The sequence below is a fragment of the Streptomyces sp. V4I2 genome (assembly GCF_030817655.1).
GTDB classification, from domain to species: Bacteria; Actinomycetota; Actinomycetes; order Streptomycetales; family Streptomycetaceae; genus Streptomyces; species Streptomyces plumbiresistens.
Map to the genome: position 1 here is coordinate 4,081,077 of NZ_JAUSZM010000003.1, position 21,950 is coordinate 4,103,026.

Annotated in this window: 14 protein-coding genes and 1 pseudogene; 14 read left to right on the plus strand and 1 reads right to left on the minus strand. The window is 74.0% G+C overall.

Annotation, left to right across the window (positions count from 1 at the left end; translation table 11 throughout):
• The 6 genes from QFZ76_RS19340 to QFZ76_RS19365 all read left to right on the plus strand — a co-directional run bounded on the left by QFZ76_RS19340 (position 1) and on the right by QFZ76_RS19365 (position 9,483).
• Positions 1-1,062 carry a glutamate ABC transporter substrate-binding protein gene (locus tag QFZ76_RS19340; RefSeq protein ID WP_307674914.1) on the plus strand — a complete coding sequence of 354 codons (1,062 nt, stop codon included), beginning with the start codon at positions 1-3 and terminating at the stop codon, positions 1,060-1,062.
• 67 nt (positions 1,063-1,129) lie between these two features.
• Complete coding sequence (locus tag QFZ76_RS19345; protein WP_307674915.1) at positions 1,130-2,464, plus strand: hypothetical protein; 1,335 nt, start codon at positions 1,130-1,132, stop codon at positions 2,462-2,464.
• A 25-nt stretch (positions 2,465-2,489) separates the two neighbouring features.
• Positions 2,490-5,066 carry a serine/threonine-protein kinase gene (locus tag QFZ76_RS19350; protein ID WP_307674916.1) on the plus strand — a complete coding sequence of 859 codons (2,577 nt, stop codon included), beginning with the start codon at positions 2,490-2,492 and terminating at the stop codon, positions 5,064-5,066.
• Positions 5,067-6,368, plus strand: a complete 1,302-nt coding sequence (locus QFZ76_RS19355; RefSeq protein WP_307674917.1) for a PP2C family serine/threonine-protein phosphatase — start codon at positions 5,067-5,069, stop codon at positions 6,366-6,368. It begins immediately after the preceding gene.
• 100 nt (positions 6,369-6,468) lie between these two features.
• A complete protein-coding gene (locus tag QFZ76_RS19360) occupies positions 6,469-7,818 on the plus strand; it encodes a VWA domain-containing protein (RefSeq protein WP_266439445.1) in 1,350 nt (449 codons plus the stop codon).
• Positions 7,819-7,878: 60 nt separating this feature from the next.
• Positions 7,879-9,483 (plus strand): FHA domain-containing protein, encoded by a 1,605-nt coding sequence (locus QFZ76_RS19365; RefSeq protein WP_307674918.1) that lies wholly within the window; start codon positions 7,879-7,881, stop codon positions 9,481-9,483.
• Here the strand turns inward: QFZ76_RS19365 and QFZ76_RS19370 are convergent, their stop codons facing one another.
• Entirely contained in the window at positions 9,484-10,473 is a 990-nt protein-coding gene (locus QFZ76_RS19370; protein WP_307674919.1) for a methyltransferase domain-containing protein, read from the minus strand. It abuts the gene before it with no gap.
• 97 nt (positions 10,474-10,570) lie between these two features.
• On the opposite strand from QFZ76_RS19370, the gene QFZ76_RS19375 reads away from it, so the two are divergent.
• From QFZ76_RS19375 to QFZ76_RS19410, 8 genes and pseudogenes are all read left to right on the plus strand, one after another.
• A complete protein-coding gene (locus QFZ76_RS19375; protein ID WP_266439440.1) occupies positions 10,571-10,984 on the plus strand; it encodes a globin in 414 nt (137 codons plus the stop codon).
• Positions 10,985-11,176: 192 nt separating this feature from the next.
• Entirely contained in the window at positions 11,177-14,425 is a 3,249-nt protein-coding gene (locus QFZ76_RS19380) for an FtsX-like permease family protein (RefSeq protein ID WP_307674920.1), read from the plus strand.
• Positions 14,426-14,438: 13 nt separating this feature from the next.
• On the plus strand, positions 14,439-17,228 hold the full coding sequence (locus QFZ76_RS19385) for an ABC transporter permease (RefSeq protein ID WP_307674921.1): 2,790 nt from the start codon (positions 14,439-14,441) through the stop codon (positions 17,226-17,228).
• A 302-nt stretch (positions 17,229-17,530) separates the two neighbouring features.
• Positions 17,531-18,499, plus strand: a complete 969-nt coding sequence (locus QFZ76_RS19390; protein ID WP_307674922.1) for an ABC transporter ATP-binding protein — start codon at positions 17,531-17,533, stop codon at positions 18,497-18,499.
• 206 nt (positions 18,500-18,705) lie between these two features.
• Complete coding sequence (locus QFZ76_RS19395; RefSeq protein ID WP_307674923.1) at positions 18,706-19,401, plus strand: FadR/GntR family transcriptional regulator; 696 nt, start codon at positions 18,706-18,708, stop codon at positions 19,399-19,401.
• 150 nt (positions 19,402-19,551) lie between these two features.
• Positions 19,552-20,325, plus strand: a pseudogene (locus QFZ76_RS19400) (four-carbon acid sugar kinase family protein); the annotation flags it as partial.
• On the plus strand, positions 20,228-20,992 hold the full coding sequence (locus QFZ76_RS19405; RefSeq protein ID WP_307680069.1) for a nucleotide-binding domain containing protein: 765 nt from the start codon (positions 20,228-20,230) through the stop codon (positions 20,990-20,992). The pseudogene QFZ76_RS19400 and the gene QFZ76_RS19405, both read left to right, overlap by 98 nt.
• Positions 20,992-21,930, plus strand: a complete 939-nt coding sequence (locus QFZ76_RS19410) for a class II fructose-bisphosphate aldolase (RefSeq protein ID WP_307680070.1) — start codon at positions 20,992-20,994, stop codon at positions 21,928-21,930. The genes QFZ76_RS19405 and QFZ76_RS19410 overlap by 1 nt, the downstream gene beginning before the upstream one ends.
• Positions 21,931-21,950: the final 20 nt, after the last annotated feature.

Consider the following 21,950-nt stretch of genomic DNA (forward strand, 5'->3'; position numbering starts at 1 on the left):
ATGCGAGGGCGAGGTCTGCGGGCCGGGCTGAAGGGCTGGGGCGGTGTGGGCGCGATGGCGGTCGTCTGCGCCCTGGCGTTGACGTTCGCGCTGCTGCTGCCGCTGATCCCGTCGGGCGGCGACGGCAGCACGGGCACGAGCGGCCCGGGCCTCGCGTACGGCAGCCGGGCCCGTGCCGAAGGGGGCTGCACGGACGAGATGGCGAAGGCACCCGAGAAGCAGACGCTGTCCCCGTCCGGCGCGGACGGCCCGACCATCGAGGCGATCAAGAACCGCGAGGGCGAGAAGCGCAAGCTGATCGTCGGCGTCGACCAGAACAGCTACCGCTGGGGCTACCGCGATCCGAACAGCGGCCAGGACGCGGCGCTCGAAGGCTTCGACATCGACCTGGTCCACCGCATCGCCGAGGACATACTCGGCGACCCGAACGCGGTCCAGTTCAAGGCGATCCCCACCGACCAGCGCATCCCGGCGATCAAGGACGGCCGGGTCGACATGGTCGTCCGTACGATGACGATCAACTGCACGCGCCTGGGCGATGTCGCCTTCTCCGCGCCCTACTTCAAGACCGGCCAGCAGGTCCTGGCGCCCAAGTCGTCGGCGATCACGGGGTACGACGGCTCGCTCGCGAAGCAACGGATCTGTACGGCGAAGGGCTCCACCGCCAACACCACGCTGGTCGAGGGCCAGAAGTCGGGCAAGCTCGTCTCGTCCGCCGACCTGAGCACCACCGTCCCCAACCAGCTCGACTGCCTGGTGCGCCTCCAACTCGGCGAGGTGGACGCCGTGGTGACCGACGGCGCGCTCGCCGCGAGCCAGGCCGCCCAGGACCCGACGGTCGAGCTGAAGGGCGAACCCTTCACCGCCGAGTACTACGGCGTGGCGATGAAGAAGGACGCCGACGATCTGGTACGCCGGGTCAACCAGGTTCTGGTGGACTACCGCCAGGACACGGCGAACGGCTGGCAGGCGTCGTACGGCAGGTGGCTTTCGGCGACACTGGGCAAGGATCCGAAGACATCGGAACCGCCCACGCCGGCGGAGTACTCGCGCAAGAGCTGACAGACCATCAACCCATGAACCCATCAACACACACCCCATCAACACACAACGCAGCGAGAGGTGATCGATGGGCGTCACGGACCCCGCCGGGCCGGTGATGGACCGGGACGAGGTGGACCGTGCGCTGGCGCGGCTCGGCGCGGAGCACGAGGCCATCGAGACCTCGCTGTTCGCCCTCCAGGACCACGCGGGCCGCAGACTCCTCGAAGGCGCCGAGCTCACCGGCGTCACCAAGGAGCGCTGGCAGGCGGCGGAGGCGTCGATCAGCCTGCTGTGGGCGTACTTCGACGCCTACGCCGGCGCGCTGCGCTCCGCCCGTGGCATCCGCGCCCGCCGCCGCTGGTCCAGCCGCGAGGACCTGGTGGAGCTGACGGAGCTGCTGCGCGGCGAGTCCGTCACGGTCGCCGGATCCGCCTCGGCGACGGCCAACGCGCCGACGCTGCACGGTGGTTCGGGCAAGCTCAGCGAGCGGTTCTCGCTGGTCACGCTCGTGGACCGGATGAACGAGCTGTACGCGAGCTCACTGGACATGGTCGTCGCCGCCGACGCCGTGTGGTCGGCGCTGCCCGCCCGTATCGATTTACTGGCCGCGGAGCTCCAGCGCACCCGCCGGCTGGCGCACTCCGTCGGCGTACGCCCCGGGGAGCACCCGGCGGGCGACGACCTGGAGCGCATCACGCGCACCCTGACGAACCTGCGCGAGCAGGTGGTGTCCGACCCGCTGGCGTTCTGGGTCCCGACGCCGGGGAGTTCGGCACCCGGCGGCGGCAAGCCCGACACCACGGTGTACGACCGTGAGGCGCGCGCCCTGGAGGACGTGCGCCGGGAGATCGACGCCGTGCTGACGGTCCGGCAGGACGCGGAGGCCCGGCTGGTGAAGCTGCGGGACGTGCTGTCCCGCGCGGACCGCACCCTCGCCGAGGCACGCATCGCGCGCGGCGAGGTCCTCGCGAAGATCGCGGCCACGGAGGTGCCGGTGGTCAGCGGCCCGCCGACCGTGCTGCAGGAGCAGCTGGCGACGGCCGCCGAGTACCGCAGACACGCCCAGTGGCACCGCCTCTCCCCGCTCCTGGAGTCCCTGGAGCAGAAGGCGGAGGACGAACTGCTGCGCGCCCGCGAGTCGTTGACCGCGGTCACCCAGCCCCTGGCGGTCCGCGCGGAGCTGCGCGGCCGCCTCGACGCGTACAAGGCGAAGGTCTCCCGGCACGGCCTCGCGGAGGACCCGTTCCTGGTGGAGCGTTACGACGCGGCGCGGCGGATGCTGTGGAGCGCACCCTGCGACCTGCGCGTCGCCGAACAGGCCGTGCTGCGCTACCAGCACGCGGCCGCCGAACTGCTCGCCGCCCCTCGGGTGCCGGAGCAGCAGGGCGGGCCCGAGGACCGTAGGGGGCCCGGAGCATGAGCGACAGAAGGGGGACTGCGTCGTCATGAGTCAGGCACAACAGCCCTGCCAGCGGCCCGGCTGCGAGGGGGCGTACGAGGACGTGGGCGGCGGCGAGCTGTACTGCGACACGTGCGGTCTCGCCCCGGTCGTCTCCACGACCGGCATGGTCGGCTCACCGCCCACCGGGATCACGGCCGGCGGCCGCGGCTCCCGGAGTTCGTCCGGCAGCGCCGGTTCGCGCGCCAGCAGCCGCAGCAGTTCGCGTACGTCGTCGCAGTCGTCGAAGTCGCGGCGCTCGGTGTCGGGACGGCTGTCGCGCTCGGTGTCGGGCCGGTCCACGGGCCGCTCGCTCTCGGTGCGCAGCTCCGGCGCGGGCGCCGGGTCGTCCTCCCGGGGCCGGCTGGGCGCGGGCCTGGTCGAGGTGCCGGGCGTGCCGCGTCCGGACCCGCGCGCGATGGTCCTGGAGAACCCGGAGGTGCCGGAGCGCAAGCGGTTCTGCTCGCGCTCCGACTGCGGGGCGCCGGTGGGGCGTTCGCGCGGCGAGCTGCCGGGGCGCACGGAGGGGTTCTGCACGAAGTGCGGCCACCCGTACTCCTTCGTCCCGAAGCTGAAGTCCGGCGACGTCGTGCACGGCCAGTACGAGGTCGCGGGCTGTCTGGCGCACGGCGGCCTGGGCTGGGTCTATCTCGCCGTGGACCGCGCGGTGTCGGACCGCTGGGTGGTGCTCAAGGGCCTGCTCGACACCGGCGACCAGGACGCGATGGAGGCCGCGATCTCCGAGCGGCGGTTCCTCGCGGAGATCGAGCACGCCAACATCGTGCGGATCTACAACTTCGTCGAGCACCTCGACCAGCGGACGGGTTCGCTGGACGGGTACATCGTCATGGAGTACGTCGGCGGCAAGTCCCTCAAGGAGATCGCCAACGGCCGCCGCGGCCCGCAGGGCAAGCGGGACCCGCTGCCGGTGGAGCAGGCGTGCGCGTACGGCATCGAGGCGCTCGAGGCCCTCGGGCATCTGCACAGCCGCAACCTGCTGTACTGCGACTTCAAGGTCGACAACGCGATCCAGACCGAGGACCAGCTCAAGCTGATCGACATGGGCGCGGTGCGCAGGATGGACGACGACGAGTCGGCCATCTACGGCACGGTGGGCTACCAGGCGCCCGAGGTCGCCGAGGTCGGCCCGTCGGTCGCCTCCGACCTGTACACGGTCGCCCGCACCCTCGCCGTCCTCGCCTTCGACTTCCAGGGCTACACGAACGTCTTCGTGGACTCCCTGCCCGACCCCGACAACATCGAGGTCTTCCGCCAGTACGAGTCGTTCTACCGGCTGCTGGTCCGCGCCACCGACCCGGACCCGGCCCGCCGGTTCGCGTCCGCCCAGGAGATGGCGGAGCAGCTGACGGGCGTGCTGCGGGAGGTCGTGTCGCTCCAGTCGGGGCGTGCCCGCCCTGCGCTGTCGACGCTGTTCGGGCCCGAAGTGCGGGTCACCGACACGGTGTTGTTCCCGAAGCTGGACGGAGAGGTGTCGAGGCTGGGGGCGCGGACGGTGCCCGTCCGGCGGCGTTCCCCGGCCGGTTCCCTCCTGCCCGCCGCGGCCCCTGCTCTTCCGGCCGGCGACGGAGCCGTCACCAACGCGGTCGGCACCAACGCGGCCGCCACCGCTCCCGGCCTGGTCAAGCCCGCCGACGCCGCCGTCGCCGCGCTCGCCCTGCCGGTGCCGCACGTGGACGCGTCCGATCCCAACGCCGGGTTCCTCGCCGGTCTGATGGCCACCGCGTCCGCCGAGCTGCTGGGGGCGATCGCCGCCGCGCCGACCCCGTCGACCGAGACGCGGCTGCGGCAGATCCGGGCCTGGCTGGAGAACGGCGACACGGACACCGCCCACCAGGCCCTGCTGAAGCTGGAGGAGGAGCGGCCCGACGACTGGCGGGTCGTCTGGTACCGGGGTGTCGCGGCGCTCGTCACCGGCGACCACGAGGCCGCCGCGCTCGGCTTCGACGCGATCTACGACGCCTTCCCCGGCGAGATCGCCCCCAAGCTGGCCCTCGGCCTGTGCGCGGAGGTTCTCGGGCAGCTCGACAACGCCGCCGAGTACTACCGCCTCGTCTGGTCGACCGACCCCAGCTATGTCAGCGCCGCGTTCGGCCTGGCCCGCGTCCAGCTCGCCACCGGCGACCGGCGGGGCGCCGTACGGACGCTGGAGTCGGTGCCGGAGTCGTCCATCCACTACACGGCCGCGCGCGTGGCGGCCGTCCGGGCGCGGCTGCGGCAGCGCACGGCGGTGGCCGGCGACGTACCCTTCCTGGACGATCTGACGGCGGCCGCCGGCCAGGTCGAGGCCCTGGAGGCGTACGGTCTGGACCCGGCCCGGCGTGAGCAGTTGTCCGCGGAAGTCCTCGGCAGCGCGCTGGACTGGATACTCTCCGGTGGCCAGGGTTCCGCGCCTCCGTCGGCCGCCGGGGGGCGGGTGCTGCTCGGCAGCGGCCTGGACGAGCGGGGCCTGCGCTTCGGACTGGAGCGTTCGTACCGCACGCTGGCCCGGCTGGCGTCGGGCGGCGAAGAGAGGATCGACCTGGTGGAACGTGCCAACCGTTACCGCCCCCGGACATGGGTGTAGTTGATGTCGCAGATGCCCCAGCAGACCGCCCTGTCGAGGTGTCCGAGCTGCGAGGAACCCCTCGAGTCGGGTGACCGTTTCTGCGGTGCGTGCGGATACGACCTGTCCGCCGTACCCGCGCCGCCGGGCGACCACCCGACGATCGCCATGAACGGCGGCGTGCCGCTCCCGCCGGACGGCACGCCCGGCATGCCACCGGCCGCACCGCAGCAGCCCCAGCCGCAGCCCCAGCCGCCGTACGCGGGCTCACCGCAGCCGCCGTTCACGGGCTCACCGGTGTCCCCCGCCTCGGGCGTACGGTTCGACCGGTCGCCGGAGCCCGACGAGTACCCCCTCCAGGCCCCCGATCCGCGCGTGGCCACCGACGTCCCGACCCCGCCCGACGGCATCAAGGTGTGCGTGGCCTGCCGGGCCGGCCGGGTCGACAGCGACGGCTACTGCGAGAACTGCGGGCACGCCCAGCCACGGGAGCGCGACCACATGGAGCAGGACATCGGCCCGGTGGCCGCCGTGAGTGACCGCGGTCTGCGGCACCACCGCAACGAGGACGCGTTCGGCCTCGGCTGCGCCGCGCTGCCCGACGGCTCGGCCGCGGTCGTGGCGATCGTCTGCGACGGCGTGTCCTCGGCGACCCGCCCCGACGACGCCTCGCTGGCCGCCTCCCGCGCGGCGAGCGAGTCGCTGCTCGCCGCGCTCCCCCACGGCACGCACCCGCAGCAGGCGATGCACGAGGCGATCGTCGCCGCCTCGCACGCGGTCAACGCGCTGGCCGAGGAGCCCGCCACGGCCCGCGAGCACGCCCCGCACCAGAACGCCCCCGCCTGCACCCTCGTCGGCGCGGTGGTGACGTCCGGGCTGCTGGTCGTCGGCTGGGTCGGCGACAGCCGCGCCTACTGGGTCCCGGTGGACCGCAGCACTCCCCCGGCCCGGCTCACCGAGGACGACTCGTGGGCCGCGCAGATGGTCGCCGCGGGCCTGATGAACGAGGCGGAGGCGTACGCCGACGAGCGGGCCCACGCGATCACCGGCTGGCTCGGCGCGGACGCCTACGAACTGGAGCCGCACACCGCTTCCTTCAAGCCGGACCGGCCTGGTGTGGTGGTGGTGTGCACCGACGGCCTGTGGAACTACGCGGAGGCGGCCGAGGAGATGGCCGAGGTCCTGCCGCCGGACGCCTCGGTGCGCCCCCTGCACAGCGCCCGCGTCCTGGTCGGTCACGCCCTGGACGGCGGGGGCCACGACAACGTAACAGTGGCGGTCGTGCCGTTCCCGGCCCCGCCGCAGGGGGCAGGATCGGCCTGAGGGGCGCACACGGGGAAGTCTCGACGGACCGGAGGGGACCGGTCCGTCCACAGTCGCCGCCCCGCCCGAGGCGGGGAGTTCGAGGGGGATTTGAGTAGGTATGGCCAATTTCTCGAAGTCCAGCGTGCCGCAGTTCTCGGTGGACGTGTACCAGAACGAGTTCCTGCCGGAGGGCGGCCGCGAGGTCAACGCGATCGTCACGGTGACCGCGACCGGCGGCGGCACGATCGGAAGCGCGGTCGCGTCGCCCCACCTCTACTCGGCCGGTCAGGGCCCGTCCGCAGCCGTGGCGATCATGGTCGACTGTTCGGGCTCGATGGACTACCCGCCGACCAAGATGCGCAACGCGCGGGACGCCACGGCCGCCGCCATCGACACCCTGCGCGACGGCGTGCACTTCGCGGTGATCGGCGGCACGCACGTGGCCAAGGAGGTCTACCCGGGAAACGGCCGGCTCGCGGTCGCCGACGCCACCACCCGTGACCAGGCCAAACAGGCCCTGCGCAAGCTCAGCGCGGGCGGCGGTACGGCCATCGGCACCTGGCTGCGGCTCGCCGACCGGCTGCTGTCCTCCGCGGACGTGGCCATCCGCCACGGCATCCTGCTCACCGACGGCCGCAACGAACACGAGTCGCACGAGGACCTGAAGGCCTCCCTGGACGCCTGCGCCGGGCGCTTCACCTGTGACGCGCGCGGCGTGGGCACCGACTGGGAAGTGAAAGAAGTCACAGGAATCGCCTCCGCACTGCTCGGCACCGCCGACATCGTCGCCGACCCGGCGGGCCTGGCCGCCGACTTCACGCAGATGATGGAGACGGCGATGGGCAAGGAGGTCGCGGACGTCGCCCTGCGGCTGTGGACGCCGGTGGGCACCACGGTGAAGTTCGTCAAGCAGGTCGCGCCCACCGTCGAGCAACTGACCGACCGCCGCACCGAGTCCGGCCCGCGAGCGGGGGACTACCCCACCGGCTCCTGGGGAGACGAGTCCCGTGACTACCACGTCTGCGTCGAGGTCCCGGTCGCGAACATCGGCCAGGAGATGCTGGCCGCCCGGATCTCCCTGGTCGTCCCGCAGCCCGACGGCAGCACGCAGGCACTGGCCGGCGCGCAGGGTCTCGTACGGGCCGTGTGGACCGACGACATGGTCGCCTCCACGTCGATCAACCCTCAGGTCGCCCACTACACGGGCCAGGCAGAACTGGCACAAGCCATCCAACAAGGGCTCGATCTGCGCAAATCGGGAGACTTCGACGGAGCAACGGCCAAACTGGGCAGGGCCGTTCAGCTCGCGAGTGCCTCCGGGAACGCGGATACTGCGAAACTGCTTGCGAAGGTGGTCGACGTCGTCGATGCGGCGACAGGTACTGTGCGACTGAAGGCGAAGGTCGCGGAGGCCGACGAGATGACTCTCGAGACCCGGTCGACAAAGACTGTTCGTGTAAAGAAGTGACCTAGCAGGACCCTAGTAGGACCCTAGACAGGACACAGAAGGAGAGGGGGACGCGCCGACATGCCGACCTGCCCGAACGGACACCAGTCGGGTTCCGACGACTGGTGCGAGGTCTGCGGTCACCGCATGGCGGGTGCCGTGCCTCCGCCCCCTCCGCCGCCGCCCCCGGGCGGAGGCTACGGCTTCCCGCCACCGCAGGGCCCGGGCACGCAGCCCGGCCCGCCCGGCGGCCGTGCGCCCGAGCCGGAACTGTGCCCGCAGTGCCGTACGCCCCGTGAGGGCGGTGCGCCGTTCTGCGAGGAGTGCCGGTGGAACTTCCTGACCAACACGGCCACGTCGTACACCCCGGCCGCACCGCCGCAGGCGCCCGGCCCCAACCCGGCCGCGCGCTTCCAGCAGCAGCCTCCGGGGCCGTCGTACGGCGGCGGTGACGGCTACGACTACCAGGGCTCGCGCCCCTCGCAGATGAACCGCCCGGCCGAACCGATCCCGCCAGGCCCGCCGTTCGGCAACGGGCCGTCGGGGCCGGGTGGTCCCCGCCCCGGTCAGGGTCCGGGTCCGGGCCAGGGCCAGGGCCCCGGCGGTCCGGGTGCTCCCGGCGGCTACGGCGGTCCCGGTGGTCCGGGTGCTCCCGGCGGCTACGGCGGTCCCGGTGGTCCGAACGGTCCCGGTCAGGGCCCCGGCGGTCCGGGTGGACAAGGGGGTCCCGGTGGTCCGGGCGCTCCCGGTGGCTACGGCTATCCGCAACCCGGCGGACCTGGTGGCCCGAGCGGTCCTGGTGGTCCCGGCGGTCCGGGTGCTCCCGGTGGCTACGGCTATCCGCAGCCCGGCGGTCCCGGTGGCCCGGGCGGTCCTCAGGGTCCCGGCGGTCCCGGTGGCCCCGGCGGTCCCGGGCCTTTCGGTGGCGACCCGTCGCGGCCGGTTCCGCCGCCGCCCGGCCCGACCCCGCACGGCGGTCCTGGCGGCCCCGGCGGTCCCGGTCAGGGCCCCGGCGCACCCCAGGCTCCCCAGGCGTTCCAGCAGCCCGGTCCCGGCGGCCCGCCCGGCTACCCGCAGGACCCGAACCGGCAGCAGCAGGGCGGTCCGTCCTTCGGCGGCGGTGGCGGCGACTGGGAACTCCCCCCGCCGTCCTCCACGGCACCCGGCGGCCCCGGCCAGGGCCCCGGCGGTCAGGGCCCCGGCGGCGGGTACGGCTATCCGCAGCCCGGCGCGACCCAGGCCCCGCCCGCCCCTCCCGGCCCCGGCTACCCGCAGCAGCCGTCGACCTGGTCGGCGACCATCGGCCCGGACCGTGACTACTTCATGGCGATGATGCAGCGCTCGGGGCCCGAGGCCGCGGGTCTCAACCTGCCCGCGTACTCGCCCGAGCAGCAGCGCGCCCTCACCGGCAACCAGATCACCATCGGCCGTCGCCGGCACTCCACCGGCGACACCCCCGACATCGACCTGGCGGTGCCGCCGGAGGACCCGGGCGTCTCGCACCAGCACGCGGTGCTGGTCCAGCAGCCGGACGGCTCCTGGGCGGTCGTCGACCAGAACTCGACGAACGGCACGACGGTCAACGGCTCGGAGGAGCCGATCCAGCCCTTCGTGCCGGTGCCGCTGCAGGACGGGGACCGGGTGCACGTGGGCGCCTGGACGACGATCACCATCCACCGCGGCTGATCAACGGAGGGGCCATGCATACGGCCCCTCCGGGTCGTCCAGCCACGCCCACTCGCGTTCGCCGCTGACCGTCAGGCCGTAGCGCTCGCGCTGCGGCTGCCCCTCGCGCTCCCACAGTGCGTACGCCTCCTGCGGGTCCAGGCTGCCGCGGGTCAGGGCGAGCAGGAAGCGGAACAGCTCGTGGTCCCTGGCCCGGCGCGGCACGCCGCCCAGCGGGGCCTGCTCCGGCTCCGGCCCGCCGCCGCGCAGCGGCACGAAGTAGGCGGGCGTGTGCAGGAAATGTCCCTCGGCCTGCCCGGCGTCCGTCACCGTCAGCGCGACCAGGCCGGTGGCGAGCGGGGTCAGGATGCGGGCGCCGGGGCGGCACTGGAAGAGCCAGGCGGGCGGGATCGACGGCAGTGTGCAGGTCGCGATGATCCGGTCGAAGGGGGCTCGTTCGGGTACCCCGCGCGCTCCGTCGCCGGTGACGACGACCGGGTGGTACCCGGCGGCCGCCAGATGCTGCCGGGCAGCCTCGGTGATCTCGGGTTCCAGGTCGACGGTGGTGACGAGGCCGTCGTCGCCGAGCCGGTGGGCGAGCAGCGCCGCGTTGTACCCCGTACCCGCGCCGATCTCCAGGACCCGGTCGCCGTCCCGCACCCGCAGTTCGGCCAGCATCATCGCCATCAGTGAGGGCTGGCTGCTGGAGGAGACCAGCTCGCCGTCGCGCAGCCGGGTGGCCAGCGGGGCGTCGGCGTAGGCGCCACGCAGCCAGCGCTCGCGGTTGCGCGGGTCGGGGCTCTCGCCCCAGCGCCGCTCGTAGCCGCCCACGACGCCGACGTAGTAGTACGGCACGAACAGGTGCCGCGGCACCGCCAGGAACACCTCCCGCCACACCGGGTCGGCGGCCCACGCCCCGCTCGCGTCGATCGCCCGTACCAGCGCGGCCCGCGCGGCGGCTGCGAGGTCGGTGAGGTGTTTGTGGTCCCGGTCGAGATCGTGCGCGCCCATGGGTCCACTGTCCTGCGGCAGCCGCCCGGAAGCGAGCCGTTGCGTCGGTCCTAGGCCAGTCCTAGGCCTTGAGTCCTGGGTCTCCCCGTCTGAGACCATGGGTGACGTGACAGAGATTCGGCGCGGCACGCTTCAGGAGCAGACCTTCTACGAGCAGGTCGGCGGGGAGGAGACCTTCCGCCGCCTCGTCCACCGTTTCTACGAGGGAGTCGCCGAGGACCCGATCCTGCGGCCCATGTACCCGGAGGAGGACCTCGGCCCGGCCGAGGAGCGCCTCGTGCTGTTCCTGATCCAGTACTGGGGCGGCCCGACGACGTACAGCGACAACCGCGGCCACCCGCGCCTGCGGATGCGCCACGCCCCCTTCACCGTCGACCGGGCGGCGCACGACGCCTGGCTGAAGCACATGCGGGACGCCGTCGACGAGCTCGGCCTGTCCGAGGAGCACGAGCACACGCTGTGGAACTACCTGACGTACGCGGCGGCCTCGATGGTGAACACTCCCGACTGAGCACGACCGACTGAGCGATACCGACTGAGCACGACCGTCGAGGCTCGGATTCCGGTCGCGCGACCCCGGATTCCGGTCACGATCCGGTCAAGCCCGGCCCTGAAGCGCTTACCCCCGGCCCGTCCCCTCTGACAACATCGCCCGGAGATCCGGACAACGGCGGGGGAACGACGGAGCACGGCGGGGGGCCGGGTGACGGGGTGGGGTGGGGCCGCGAGGTTCGTCCTCCTGCGTGCCCGGGCGCACCGGCTGCTGCTCGCCGCCGCCCTGCTGACCGTCCTGCTCACCACGGCCGTCCTGGCGACCCTCGCCGCCTACTCGGGCGCGATCGGCGACGCGGCCCTGCGCCATTCCTTACGGGACCCCCGCAACGCCGTCGACACCGCGCTGATCGTCAAGGCCGACGTGCCGGCCGGTCGGCGCACGGCCGCCGACGCCGCCGTACGGGACGCGGCCCGCAAGACCTTCGACGGGCTGCCGGTGACCGTGCGGACCATGCACCGGTCGGGCCCGTACGCCCTGCCCCGCTCCCTGCAGCCGCCCGCCGAGCGGTCCGGGGACCCGGATCTGACCTTCTTCGCGGCCCTGGACCGCACGCAGGTGCGGCTCGTCGCCGGACGGCTGCCCGGCCGGAGCGACGACGGCGTCGAGGTGGCCCTTCCGCAGACCGCCGCCCGGCTCCTCGGCCTCGAGCCCGGTGACCGCCTCACCGTCACCGACCGGCTCGGCGGCCCGAAGGTACGCGTCACGGTCACCGGCCTCTACCGGCCGGCCCGGGCGGACGCGCCGTACTGGACGCTGGACGACCTGGGCGGCCGCGGGGTCAAGCAGGTCGACTTCACGACGTACGGTCCGCTGCTCGCCGATCCGGGTGTGGCGGCCGGCGACGCGGTGAGCGCCGGGCCGTCGGCCTGGCTGGCCTCGGCTGACTTCTCGACGCTGACGACCGGGCGGATCGACGACCTGCGGGCGGCGGCCCGCGCCGGGAACTCGGCCCTGCGGGGGCAGCCGGTGCTCAGCGGCAGTACCGCCGCCGCCACCGACCTGCCCGACGTCCTCGACCGTGTCGACCGCTCGCTGCTCGTCTCCCGCTCCACGCTCCTGATCGTCGCTCTCCAACTGGTGCTGCTGGCGGCCTGTGCCCTGCTGCTGGTCGCGCGGCTGCTGAGTACCGAACGCACCGGCGAGACCCGGCTGTTGCTGGCCCGCGGCGCCTCCCGCCGCCGGATCGCGGGCCTCGCCGCCCTGGAGTCGCTGCTGCTGGCCGTCCCCTCGGTGGTCTGCGCGCCGCTGCTCGCGGGGCCGCTGACCCGGCTGCTGGCCGGGCGGGGGCCGCTGGCCCGGATCGGGCTGCACCTGGACGTGTCGGCGGGCGGGCGCGCGGGGGTGTGGCTGGTGGCGGCCGGGGTGGCGCTGGGCTGTGCGCTCGCGGTGACGCTGCCCGCGCTGACCTCGTCCTTCGGCTCCGGGCGGGCGCGTGCGCTGCCCTCCGCGATCCGCGCGGGTGCGGACCTCGGGCTGCTGGCGATGGCCTCGGTCGCGTACTGGCAGCTGAGCCGCCAGACCTCCGGCGCCGTGACCGGCGACACCACCGGCGCCCTCGGCGTCGATCCGCTGCTGGTGGCGGCGCCCGCGCTCGCGCTGCTGGCCGGAACCGTCCTGACGCTGCGGCTGCTGCCGCCGGTGGCGCGGCTCGCCGAACGCCGGGCGGCCGGCGGGCGCGGACTGACCGCGGCGCTGGCGGGCTGGCAGATCGCGCGGCGCCCGATGCGCGGGGCGGGCCCGGTGCTGCTGCTGGTCCTCGCCGTCGCGCTGGGCATGCTGGCGATCGGCCAGGGCGCCTCCTGGGACCGCTCGCAGGACGACCAGGCCGACTTCCGGGCCGGGGTGCCGGTTCGGGTCCTGGCCGCCGGGGACGGCGGGCTCGGCCGCACCGACGAGTACGCGGCCGTACCGCAGGTACGCGAGGCCGCCCCCGCCGTACGCACGGAGCTGCCGCTGTCCGGCAACCGGACCGCGACCGTGCTGGCCCTGGACACCGCGCACGCGGCGGACGCCCTGCTGATGCGCCCCGACCTGGCGTCCGAGCCGGTCCGGCCGCTGCTGGCCGGGCTGGGCCCGAAGGGGACGTCGGCGGGCGCGCGGGTCCCCGCGGGCACCGACCGGCTGCGGCTGACGGCGACCCTGCGCAGCTCCGCGGGCGCGGGCGCGACGGCGGACGTCACCGTCACCCTCCAGGACCGCTACGGCACCCCGTACCAGGTCCCGGCCGGCGAACTCCCCGTCGACGGCCGCCGCCACACCCTGGACATGGACGTCCCGCCGGGTCCACTCACCCTCACCGGCATGGACTGGGTCATCACCCAGCCGGCCGACCGCGCCGAGCAACACCGGTTCGTGCTGGACGAGTTGACCGCCGTGGATCCCGACGGGGCGGTACGGCCGCTGCCGCTGCCCACCGGCTGGAAGGCGGGGGCGGCGAGCGAGGCGGAGAACTCGGGGCCGGACGAGGACACGAAGCCGACCGAGCCGCGCCTGAGCACGCCATCGGGGCGGCCGACGGTCGCCTACAGCACGGGGTACGTCCCCTCCGAATACAACTGGATTCTCTCGGCGTTGACCCTGCGGCTCCAGGTCGTCCAGCCCCCGGCGCCCGCCGTCACGGCCGTCGCCACCGACCGCTTCCTCGACTCCGCGGGCGCCCGCACCGGGCAGCGCGTGGACGTGGCGTTCGGCGGCGCGACCCTGCCCGTGCGGATCACGCACTCGGTACGGTCCCTGCCGACCACCGAGGAGGCCACCGGCGGGGCGCTGCTGGTCGATCTGCGCTCCGTGAACCGGCTGTTGGCGGCGCGGCACGCGGAGGGCATCACGCCCACCGAGTGGTGGCTGCGGACCCGGCCCGGCGCGGCGGCCGACGTCGCCGCGGCGCTGCGGGCGCGGCCCGACCTGGATCCGGCGCAGGTGGTGGTGCGGGAGGAGATCGCCGAGCAGCTGCGCGACGACCCGTTCGGCGCGGGCCCCGAGGCGGCGTTCGCCGCGGCGGCCGGGGTGGCGGCGGCGCTGGCCGCGGTCGGGTTCGCGGTGAGCGCGACGGGTTCGCTGCGCGAGCGGGGCGCCGAGTTCGCCGTACTGCGCGCGCTGGGCGCCCCGCGCCGACGGCTGGCCCGCACCATCGCCGTCGAACAGGGGGTGCTGGTGGCGCTGGCGCTGCTGGTGGGCGCAGCCCTGGGCACGGTGCTGACCCGGGCCGTGGTCCCGCTGATCGTCCTGACCTCCGAGGCCGCCCGGCCGGTGCCCCATGTGCTCGTCGAACTGCCGGTCGCGGGGGTCGCCGTACTGCTGACGGCGGTGGCGCTGCCTCCGGTCCTGGTCACGGCGGTGCTGGCGCTGCGGCGGGCGAATCCGGTGACGTCGTTGCGCGAACAGGGCGGTGAGTGAGGTGAGTTCGGTCATGACGCCATGGGTGCGGACCAGGCTGCGGACCGCCCCCGGGGCCGCCTGCGCGCTCGCGTTGCTGGTGGCGCTGACCGCGTGTCTGGCCGCCGCGTTCCCCCGCGCCGTCGACCGGTACGGGGACGCCGGTCTGCACCGGGCCGTCGCGCAGGCCGGGCCCGAGCGGAGCGGTGTGCGGGGCGCCGCCCCGATACCGAGCCCGCTGCTGCCACAGACACAGCGGGAGGACGCCCTGCGTCCCAAGGCCCTGTCCCGGCAGTACGCCGACGTCCGCGCCCTCGTACCCGAGCCGCTCACCGTCGACGGCGGCCAGTCGACGTACGGCGTCAGCACCACCATGGACCTGGTGGCGCCGGACCCCTGGCTGCCGAGGCCGACCGGTCTGCCCGCGCAGGTGTCCCTCGTCGCCCAGGCGGGCCTCGCCGAGCACGCGGACCTGCGGACCGGACGCCTTCCGCGCGCGACCGGCCAGGTGACCTCCCGGGCGGCCGAGGTGGAGGCCGCGGTCACCGTCGAGACCGCCAAGGGCCTGCACATCAAGGCCGGTTCGGTGATCCACGTACCCGGCATGGAACGCGAGCCCCTCGCCGTCCGCGTCACCGCCATCGTCGCCCCGCGCGACCCGGACGGCGCCTACTGGTCGGTGCGGCCCCTCCTGCGCACCCCCACCCTCGTCCGCCTGCCCGGCCCCTCCTCGGACGCCGACCGGTACTGGCTCGGCGCCCTCCTCCTCGCCCCCGACGCGGCCCCCGCGATCCTGGGCACGCCCGGAAACCCCGAGCGGTACTGGCAGTTGACCCCCGCCACCGACGCCCTGCACGCCCACGACACGGACCGGCTGCGCTCCGCGATCGCCTCCCTGGAATCCGGCCCGGCACTGCAGAAGGTGCGCACCGCGATCGGCGACCTCGCGGACGAGTACACCGCCGGCGTCACCGACGTGAACACCGACCTCGACGACGTGCTCGCCTCCTACGCCCGGCTGCACGAGGGCGTCGACCCGCTCGTCTCCGTCGCCGCGTTCGGCACCGGCACGGTCGCCGCCGTCGTCCTGCTGATGGCGGGCGGCCTCGCCGCCGACCGCCGCCGCACCGAACTCGCCCTCCTGCGCGCCCGCGGCGCCTCCCTGCGGGGCGTGACGGGCCGCCTGCTCGCCGAGACCACGGTCATCGCCCTCCCCGCGGGCGCCCTCGGCCTCACGGCCGCGCTGCTCTCCCTGCCGGCCCCCCGCGCGCTGCCCGCCGTCCTGACGGCCGCGGCGGTCACGGCCCTCGCCTGCTGCGCCCTGCCCCTGCGGGCCGCCGCCGCGCACCGGGCGGTCCACGTCCACGGGGGCCGCGAGGACGTGACGTCCATGCGTCCGTCCCGCCGCCGTACGGTCGCGGAGCTCACGCTGGTGGTCCTTGCGGCCGGCGCGGTCGAGACCCTGCGCCGACGCGGCACGTCGGGTTCCGCCGGGGACCAACTGGTGTCGCTGGCCCCGGTGTTGATCGGCGTGATCGCGGCGCTGGTCCTGGTCCGGCTGTACCCGCTCCCGTTGCGGGCGCTGGCCCGCCCGGCCGGCCGGCTGCGGGGCGCGGTGGGCCATCTCTCGCTGGCCCGCGCGGGCCGTACCTCCGTCCCGGCGACGCTGCCCCTCCTCGCCCTGCTGACCGCCCTCACCACCGCGGCCTTCGGCGGCTCGGTCCTCGCCGGGGTGCGCGAGGCCCGCGACCACGCGGCCCTGCTCACGGTCGGCGCCGACGCCCGCATCGAGACGACCGGCCCCCTGCCGACCGCCCTGCCCGACCGGATCCGCCGTGTGCCGGGCGTGGACGGGGTGGCGGAGGCGAGCATCGTGTATCAGGCGAGGCCGGAGGAGGGGCGGGAGACGGTGGCGCTGGTGGGGGTGGATCCCGGGGAGTACGCGGCGTTGGCAGGGCGGGTGGGGGTCGGGGGGTTCGGGGGAGGGGAGTTGGGGGCGGCGGCTGGGGCGGATTCCGGCGAGGGCGAGTCGGGGTCGGGGGACGGCGGTGCCGCCGATGCCTCGGCCGCTCTGCCCGCGCTGGCCTCCCCGGCCACCGCGGCGACGTACGGCACCCGCCCGTTCCCGGTGGGCCTGGAGGACGGGAGCACGATCACCGTGCGGATCGTCCTCGTCCGGGACCGCACGCCGGCGATCTCCGGCGCCCACTTCCTGGTCGTGGACCGCGCCGGGCTGAGCGGCACCGCGGCCCGTCCGACGGCACTGCTGCTGACCGGCGACCACATAGACGCCGGAGCGCTGCGCCGGGCTGCGGGCGACTCCGCGGGCATCCAGCTGCGGGCCGAGGAACGCGCGCGGTTCGTCGACTCACCCCTCCAGTCCGGCGCCGAGCGCATCTACGCCACCGCGGTCGCGGCCGGCGCGGGCTACGCCGTCCTGGCCCTGCTCCTCGCCCTCCTGCGCGCCGCCCCCGAACGCACCGCCCTGCTGGCCCGCCTCCGCACCATGGGCCTCACCCGCGCCCAAGGCCGCCGCCTCCTCATCCTGGAGTCCCTCCCCCAGGCCGTCCTGGCAGCCCTCGGCGGGACCCTGACAGGCTGGGCCGCCATCCGCCTCCTCTCCCCCGGCATCGACCTGACGACCATCGCCCTCGCCTCGACACAGACCGCCCCGACCAGGGCCGAACTCCACACGGACGCCCTGTCACTGACAGTGCCGGCGATCTCGGTGCTCGTACTGGCGGTGGGCGTGGCGGCGGGCCAGGCGTGGTGGTCGGGACGGCGGGGATCGGTACGGGAGTTGAGAGCGGGGGATGCGCGATGAACGCCAGCGGCAGCGGCTGTCACGGCTTGGGTGAGCGCGGCGGGCGCGGCTGCGGTCGGTGGCGCAGGGCGCGTGGCCGGCGCGGCGCGCGTGACTGGCGCAGCGCGCATGGCCGGTGCAGCCCGCGCAACTGGCGCAGCCACCGTGGCACCCACACCCACCCCAGCTGCGGGCAATCGTGCCGCTGGGGAGGCTCCCGACCCGCAGAGAGCGGCACCCCGCAGCGCCGGGCTGCGCAACCCACTCCCGCCCAGCTCCCGCCCCTCCGCAACCACCCCGGGCACCGGCTCAGGAGGCCGCCAATGACAGCCACCAACCCCACGCTCACCGACCTCGCCGACCGAGCCACAGCGCACCGCAACCGCCCCACCTACGGCCACGACGCCCTGATCACCTGCGACCGCCTCGTCCGCATCTTCACCACGGACGGCATAGAGGTCCAAGCCCTCCAGGGACTCGACCTCCTGGTCCGGGAGGGCGAACTCATGGCCCTGGTCGGCGCGTCCGGCAGCGGCAAGTCCACTCTCATGAACATCCTCGCCGGCCTGGACACCCCCACCGCCGGCGCCGCCCGCGTCGCCGACCGCGACCTCCTCACGATGACCGCGAAGGACCGCCTCGCCTACCGCAGGGAAGTCGTCGGCTTCGTCTGGCAGCAGACCTCCCGCAACCTCCTCCCCTACCTGACCGCCGCCCAGAACGCCGCCCTGCCGATGCAACTGGCCGGCCGCACCCGCACCCCCAGGTCCCGCCGCGCGCACACCGACCGCGCCCTGGAACTCCTGGACCTGCTCGAGATCGCCGACTGCCGCGACCGCCGCCCGCATCAGATGTCCGGCGGCCAGCAGCAACGCGCCGCCATCGCCGTGGCCCTCGCCAACAACCCCGCGGTCCTGCTCGCCGACGAACCCACCGGCGAGCTCGACTCCCACACCGCGGAACAGGTCTTCGCCGCCTTCCGCACCGCGAACGAACAGCTGGGCACCACCATCGTCATCGTCACCCACGACCAGGCAGTGGCCGGCGAGGTCCGCCGCACGGTCGCCATCCGGGACGGCCGTACCTCCACGGAGGTCCTGCGCCGCAGCGAGGTCGACGCGACGACCGGCCACGAGACGGTGGTCGCCCGCGAGTACGCCATGCTCGACCGCGCCGGCCGCCTCCAGCTCCCCGCCGACTACACCCGCGCCCTCGGCATGCGCGACCGCGTGGCCCTCGAACTGGAGCCGGACCACATCGGCGTATGGCCGGACGACAGCGAGCGCGACTGAGCACGAGCACGAGCACGCACCGTAACCGAACAGAAATACGGCACGGGTATTGACGCGCCCCCTACCCGCTGTCATGGTTACCGGCATCGAGACATCAGATGTCTGACGTCAGACGCCTGATCCCCTCGACGCCGCCGCCGAACCCAACCCGTACGGTGGCTCCAGGACCCCGATCTCGCCCGCCACGCCCGCCCGGAGGCCCAACGATGTCGCTCTCCGAAGACCTCGCCGAGCGCCTGCTCAGCGCGATCATCGACGGCACCTACCCGCCGGACGCCGCTCTCCCCCCGGAGGCGGAGCTCGCCGAGCAGTCCTCCGTGAGCAGGCTGACCGTACGCGAGGCGGTGAAGCAGCTGCGCGCACAGAACGTCGTACGCGTGGTCCGCGGCCGCGGCACCTACGTGAACGCCCCGGACCGCTGGACGGCCATGGCAGCAGTGATCCGTGCCGCGTCCCACACCTCGCACACCTCGCTCTCGGAGCGCCTCATCGAGGCCCGCCGCCTCATCGAGAACGGCGCGACGGAACTGGCCGCGCTGCGCCGCGACGAGACCCACCTCGCGGAGCTGCGCGAGCACCTCGCCACGATGCGGGAGGCCGCCGACGAGGCCGACACGGAGAAGTTCGTGCAGGCGGACATCGACTTCCACGCCACGGTGATGCGGGCGACGAACAACCTCTTCGTCCCGCTCCTCTTCGAGCCCTTCGGCGCACTCCTCACCGAGGGCCGCCGCGAGACCTCAGCGATCCCCCAGATCCGCGTCAACGCGATCGCCCACCACGAGGCGGTCCTCCAGGCCCTCGAGTCCGGCGACCCGGACAAGGCCCGCGAGGCGATGAGCGCCCACATGAACCAGACGGCGCACGACTACCGCACCCACGTCCTGAAGTCCGGCGAGTAACAGAGCCGAACCGGCCGTACGCGGCCCGCGGGCGGGCACACCCACCCGACGGTCACCCGCCCCGCCCCCCTTCACACAGCCACGTACAGCCACGTACAGCCACGTCTCTATACGGCCACGTCTTCACCTACCCACGTCCCAGGAACCGCCATGTCCCTACCCCGTCATGCCCTCCCGGAGCCCGAGGTCCTCGCCGGTCTCCCGCCCGTCAGAGCAGTCGCCCCCGCCGAAGTCGCGGCCCGGACGGCGAAGGCTCCCCGCCTCGTCGTCCTGGACGACGACCCCACCGGCACCCAGACCGTCAAGGACATCCCCGTCCTCACGACCTGGACGGTCGAGGACCTCCGCTGGGCCCTGCGCCAGAACAGCCCCGCCTTCTTCGTCCTCACCAACACCCGCAGCCTCTCCCCCGACGACGCGGCCGGTCGCAACCGCGCCATCGTCCGCGCCCTGAACGAAGCTTCCCGGGCCGAGAACATCCCGTACGTCATCGCCTCCCGCGGCGACTCCACCCTGCGCGGCCACTTTCCTCTCGAAACCGACGTCCTCACCGAGGAGTTGACGCGTGCCGGCGCCGCCCCCGACGGCGTCGTCCTCGTCCCCGCCTACATCGAGGCCGGCCGCCTCACCGTCGACTCGGTCCACTGGATGCGCACTGCGGACGGCCTTCTCCCGGTGGGCGAGAGCGAGTTCGCGAAGGACGCCACCTTCGGGTACACCTCCTCCGCCCTCCCTGAGTGGGTCGAGGAGAAGACGAAGGGCCGCATCCCCGCCGACAAGGTCCTCCGTATCACCCTCACCGACCTGCGCACCGGCGGCCCCGCCCATGTCAGCGAGCGGCTCCGCACCCTCCGCGACGGCGCCACCGCCGTGGTGGACGCGGTCTGCGACGACGACCTCCGGGTCCTCGCCCTCGCCGCCGCCGAGGCGGAGGAGACGGGCACCCGCCTCCTCTACCGGGTCGGCCCCTCCTTCGTCCGCGCCCGGGCGGGCCAGTCCGCCCACCCCCCGCTCACCGCCACCCGAACTCGCCGCACTGCGCACACCGTCGCCGCACGGCCTGATCGTCGTCGGCTCCCACGTCTCCCTCACCACCCGCCAGCTGAACCGGCTGCGCGAACAGACGGACGACCTCACCGAATACGAACTCGACGTGGCCCAACTCCTCGACCCGGCCCGCCGAGACCCGCACATCCACGAGATCGCCACGGCCGCGGCGACCGCACTGAACACGGACGACACGGTCATCCGCACCAGCCGTACGGTGATCACGGCGGCCGACCCCGACGAGAGCCTCGCCATCTCCCGCAACGTCTCCGCCGCCCTCGTCGAGACGGTCCGCCTGATCACCGCCGCCCGCCGTCCCGCCTTCGTCGTCGCCAAGGGCGGCATCACCTCCAGCGACACCGCGACCCACGGCCTGGAGATCCGCCGCGCCTGGGCCCGCGGCACCCTGCTGCCCGGCATCGTCTCGCTGTGGCAGCCCGTCGACGGCCCCGCCGCCGGCATCCCCTACATCGTGTTCGCCGGGAACGTCGGCGGCGACGACGCCCTCGCCGACGCCCTCGCCCTGCTGAGGAGCGCCGCCTGATGCTGCTGACCGGCCCCGAGGGCCTCAAGGCCCTGACCACCGCGTACGAGACCGGCCGCGCTCTGCCCGGCTTCGTCGCGTACAACCTGGAGACGGTCCAGGGCATAGTCGCCGCGGCAGAAGCCGACCCCAAGTACCCGGCTCTGATCCAGGCAGGCTCGAGCGCCTTCAAGCACGCGGGCCGCGACGCCCTGATGCGCCTCGCGCTCGACGCGGCCGCCGCCTCCCCCGCCCCGCTCGGCGTCCACCTGGACCACAGCCGCGACCTCGACGAGATCACCGCCTGCCTCCGGGCCGGCTACACCTCCGTGATGATCGACGGCTCCCACCTCCCCTTCGCCGAGAACATCGCCCTGACCCGCGAGGCGGTCCGCCGCGCCCGCGACCACGGCGCCTGGGTCGAAGCCGAACTGGGCGCCCTGGCGGGCGACGAGGACGTCTCCACGAACGCCACCGCGGCCCCCACCGCCATGACGGACCCCGCCCAGGCAGCCGAGTTCGTGGCCGAGACCGGCGTGGACGCGCTGGCGGTGGCGGTCGGCAACGTCCACGGCTTCACCACCCACCCCGTACGCCTCGACCTGGACCGCCTGGCCGCGATCCACTCCACCGTCCCGGTCCCCCTGGTCCTCCACGGCGCCAGCGGCCTCCCCGAGGACCAACTCCTGGCCGCCCTGCCCCTAGGCGTCGCCAAGATCAACGTCAACGCCGAACTCCGCCGCGCCTACCTCCAGGCAGTAAGCACCCAACTCCCCACAGCACTACCGGGTTCCGACGTGGTGAGCCTCTGGTCGGCAGCCCGAGACGCGGTAGCGGAAACGGCAACCCGCATCATCACCCAGCTCACGCAACCCAGCCCCTCCGCCAAATCCAGCCCCTCCGACGTCTGCATATCCAGCCCCTCCAGCGTCTGCATATCCAGCCCCTCCGGCGTTTGAGGAGCGGGGTCTGGGGCGGA

What these genes read in the sequence shown, in the direction of transcription:
- QFZ76_RS19370 (WP_307674919.1), bottom strand. Translation starts at nt 10,473, where the DNA reads ATGGGCGCGCACGATCTCGACCGGGACCACAAACACCTCACCGACCTC.
- QFZ76_RS19395 (WP_307674923.1), top strand. Translation starts at nt 18,706, where the DNA reads ATGTCGCTCTCCGAAGACCTCGCCGAGCGCCTGCTCAGCGCGATCATC.
- QFZ76_RS19410 (WP_307680070.1), top strand. Translation starts at nt 20,992, where the DNA reads ATGCTGCTGACCGGCCCCGAGGGCCTCAAGGCCCTGACCACCGCGTAC.
- QFZ76_RS19390 (WP_307674922.1), top strand. Translation starts at nt 17,531, where the DNA reads ATGACAGCCACCAACCCCACGCTCACCGACCTCGCCGACCGAGCCACA.
- QFZ76_RS19385 (WP_307674921.1), top strand. Translation starts at nt 14,439, where the DNA reads ATGACGCCATGGGTGCGGACCAGGCTGCGGACCGCCCCCGGGGCCGCC.
- QFZ76_RS19360 (WP_266439445.1), top strand. Translation starts at nt 6,469, where the DNA reads ATGGCCAATTTCTCGAAGTCCAGCGTGCCGCAGTTCTCGGTGGACGTG.
- QFZ76_RS19340 (WP_307674914.1), top strand. Translation starts at nt 1, where the DNA reads ATGCGAGGGCGAGGTCTGCGGGCCGGGCTGAAGGGCTGGGGCGGTGTG.
- QFZ76_RS19405 (WP_307680069.1), top strand. Translation starts at nt 20,228, where the DNA reads ATGTCAGCGAGCGGCTCCGCACCCTCCGCGACGGCGCCACCGCCGTGG.
- QFZ76_RS19365 (WP_307674918.1), top strand. Translation starts at nt 7,879, where the DNA reads ATGCCGACCTGCCCGAACGGACACCAGTCGGGTTCCGACGACTGGTGC.
- QFZ76_RS19345 (WP_307674915.1), top strand. Translation starts at nt 1,130, where the DNA reads ATGGGCGTCACGGACCCCGCCGGGCCGGTGATGGACCGGGACGAGGTG.
- QFZ76_RS19350 (WP_307674916.1), top strand. Translation starts at nt 2,490, where the DNA reads ATGAGTCAGGCACAACAGCCCTGCCAGCGGCCCGGCTGCGAGGGGGCG.
- QFZ76_RS19375 (WP_266439440.1), top strand. Translation starts at nt 10,571, where the DNA reads ATGGGTGACGTGACAGAGATTCGGCGCGGCACGCTTCAGGAGCAGACC.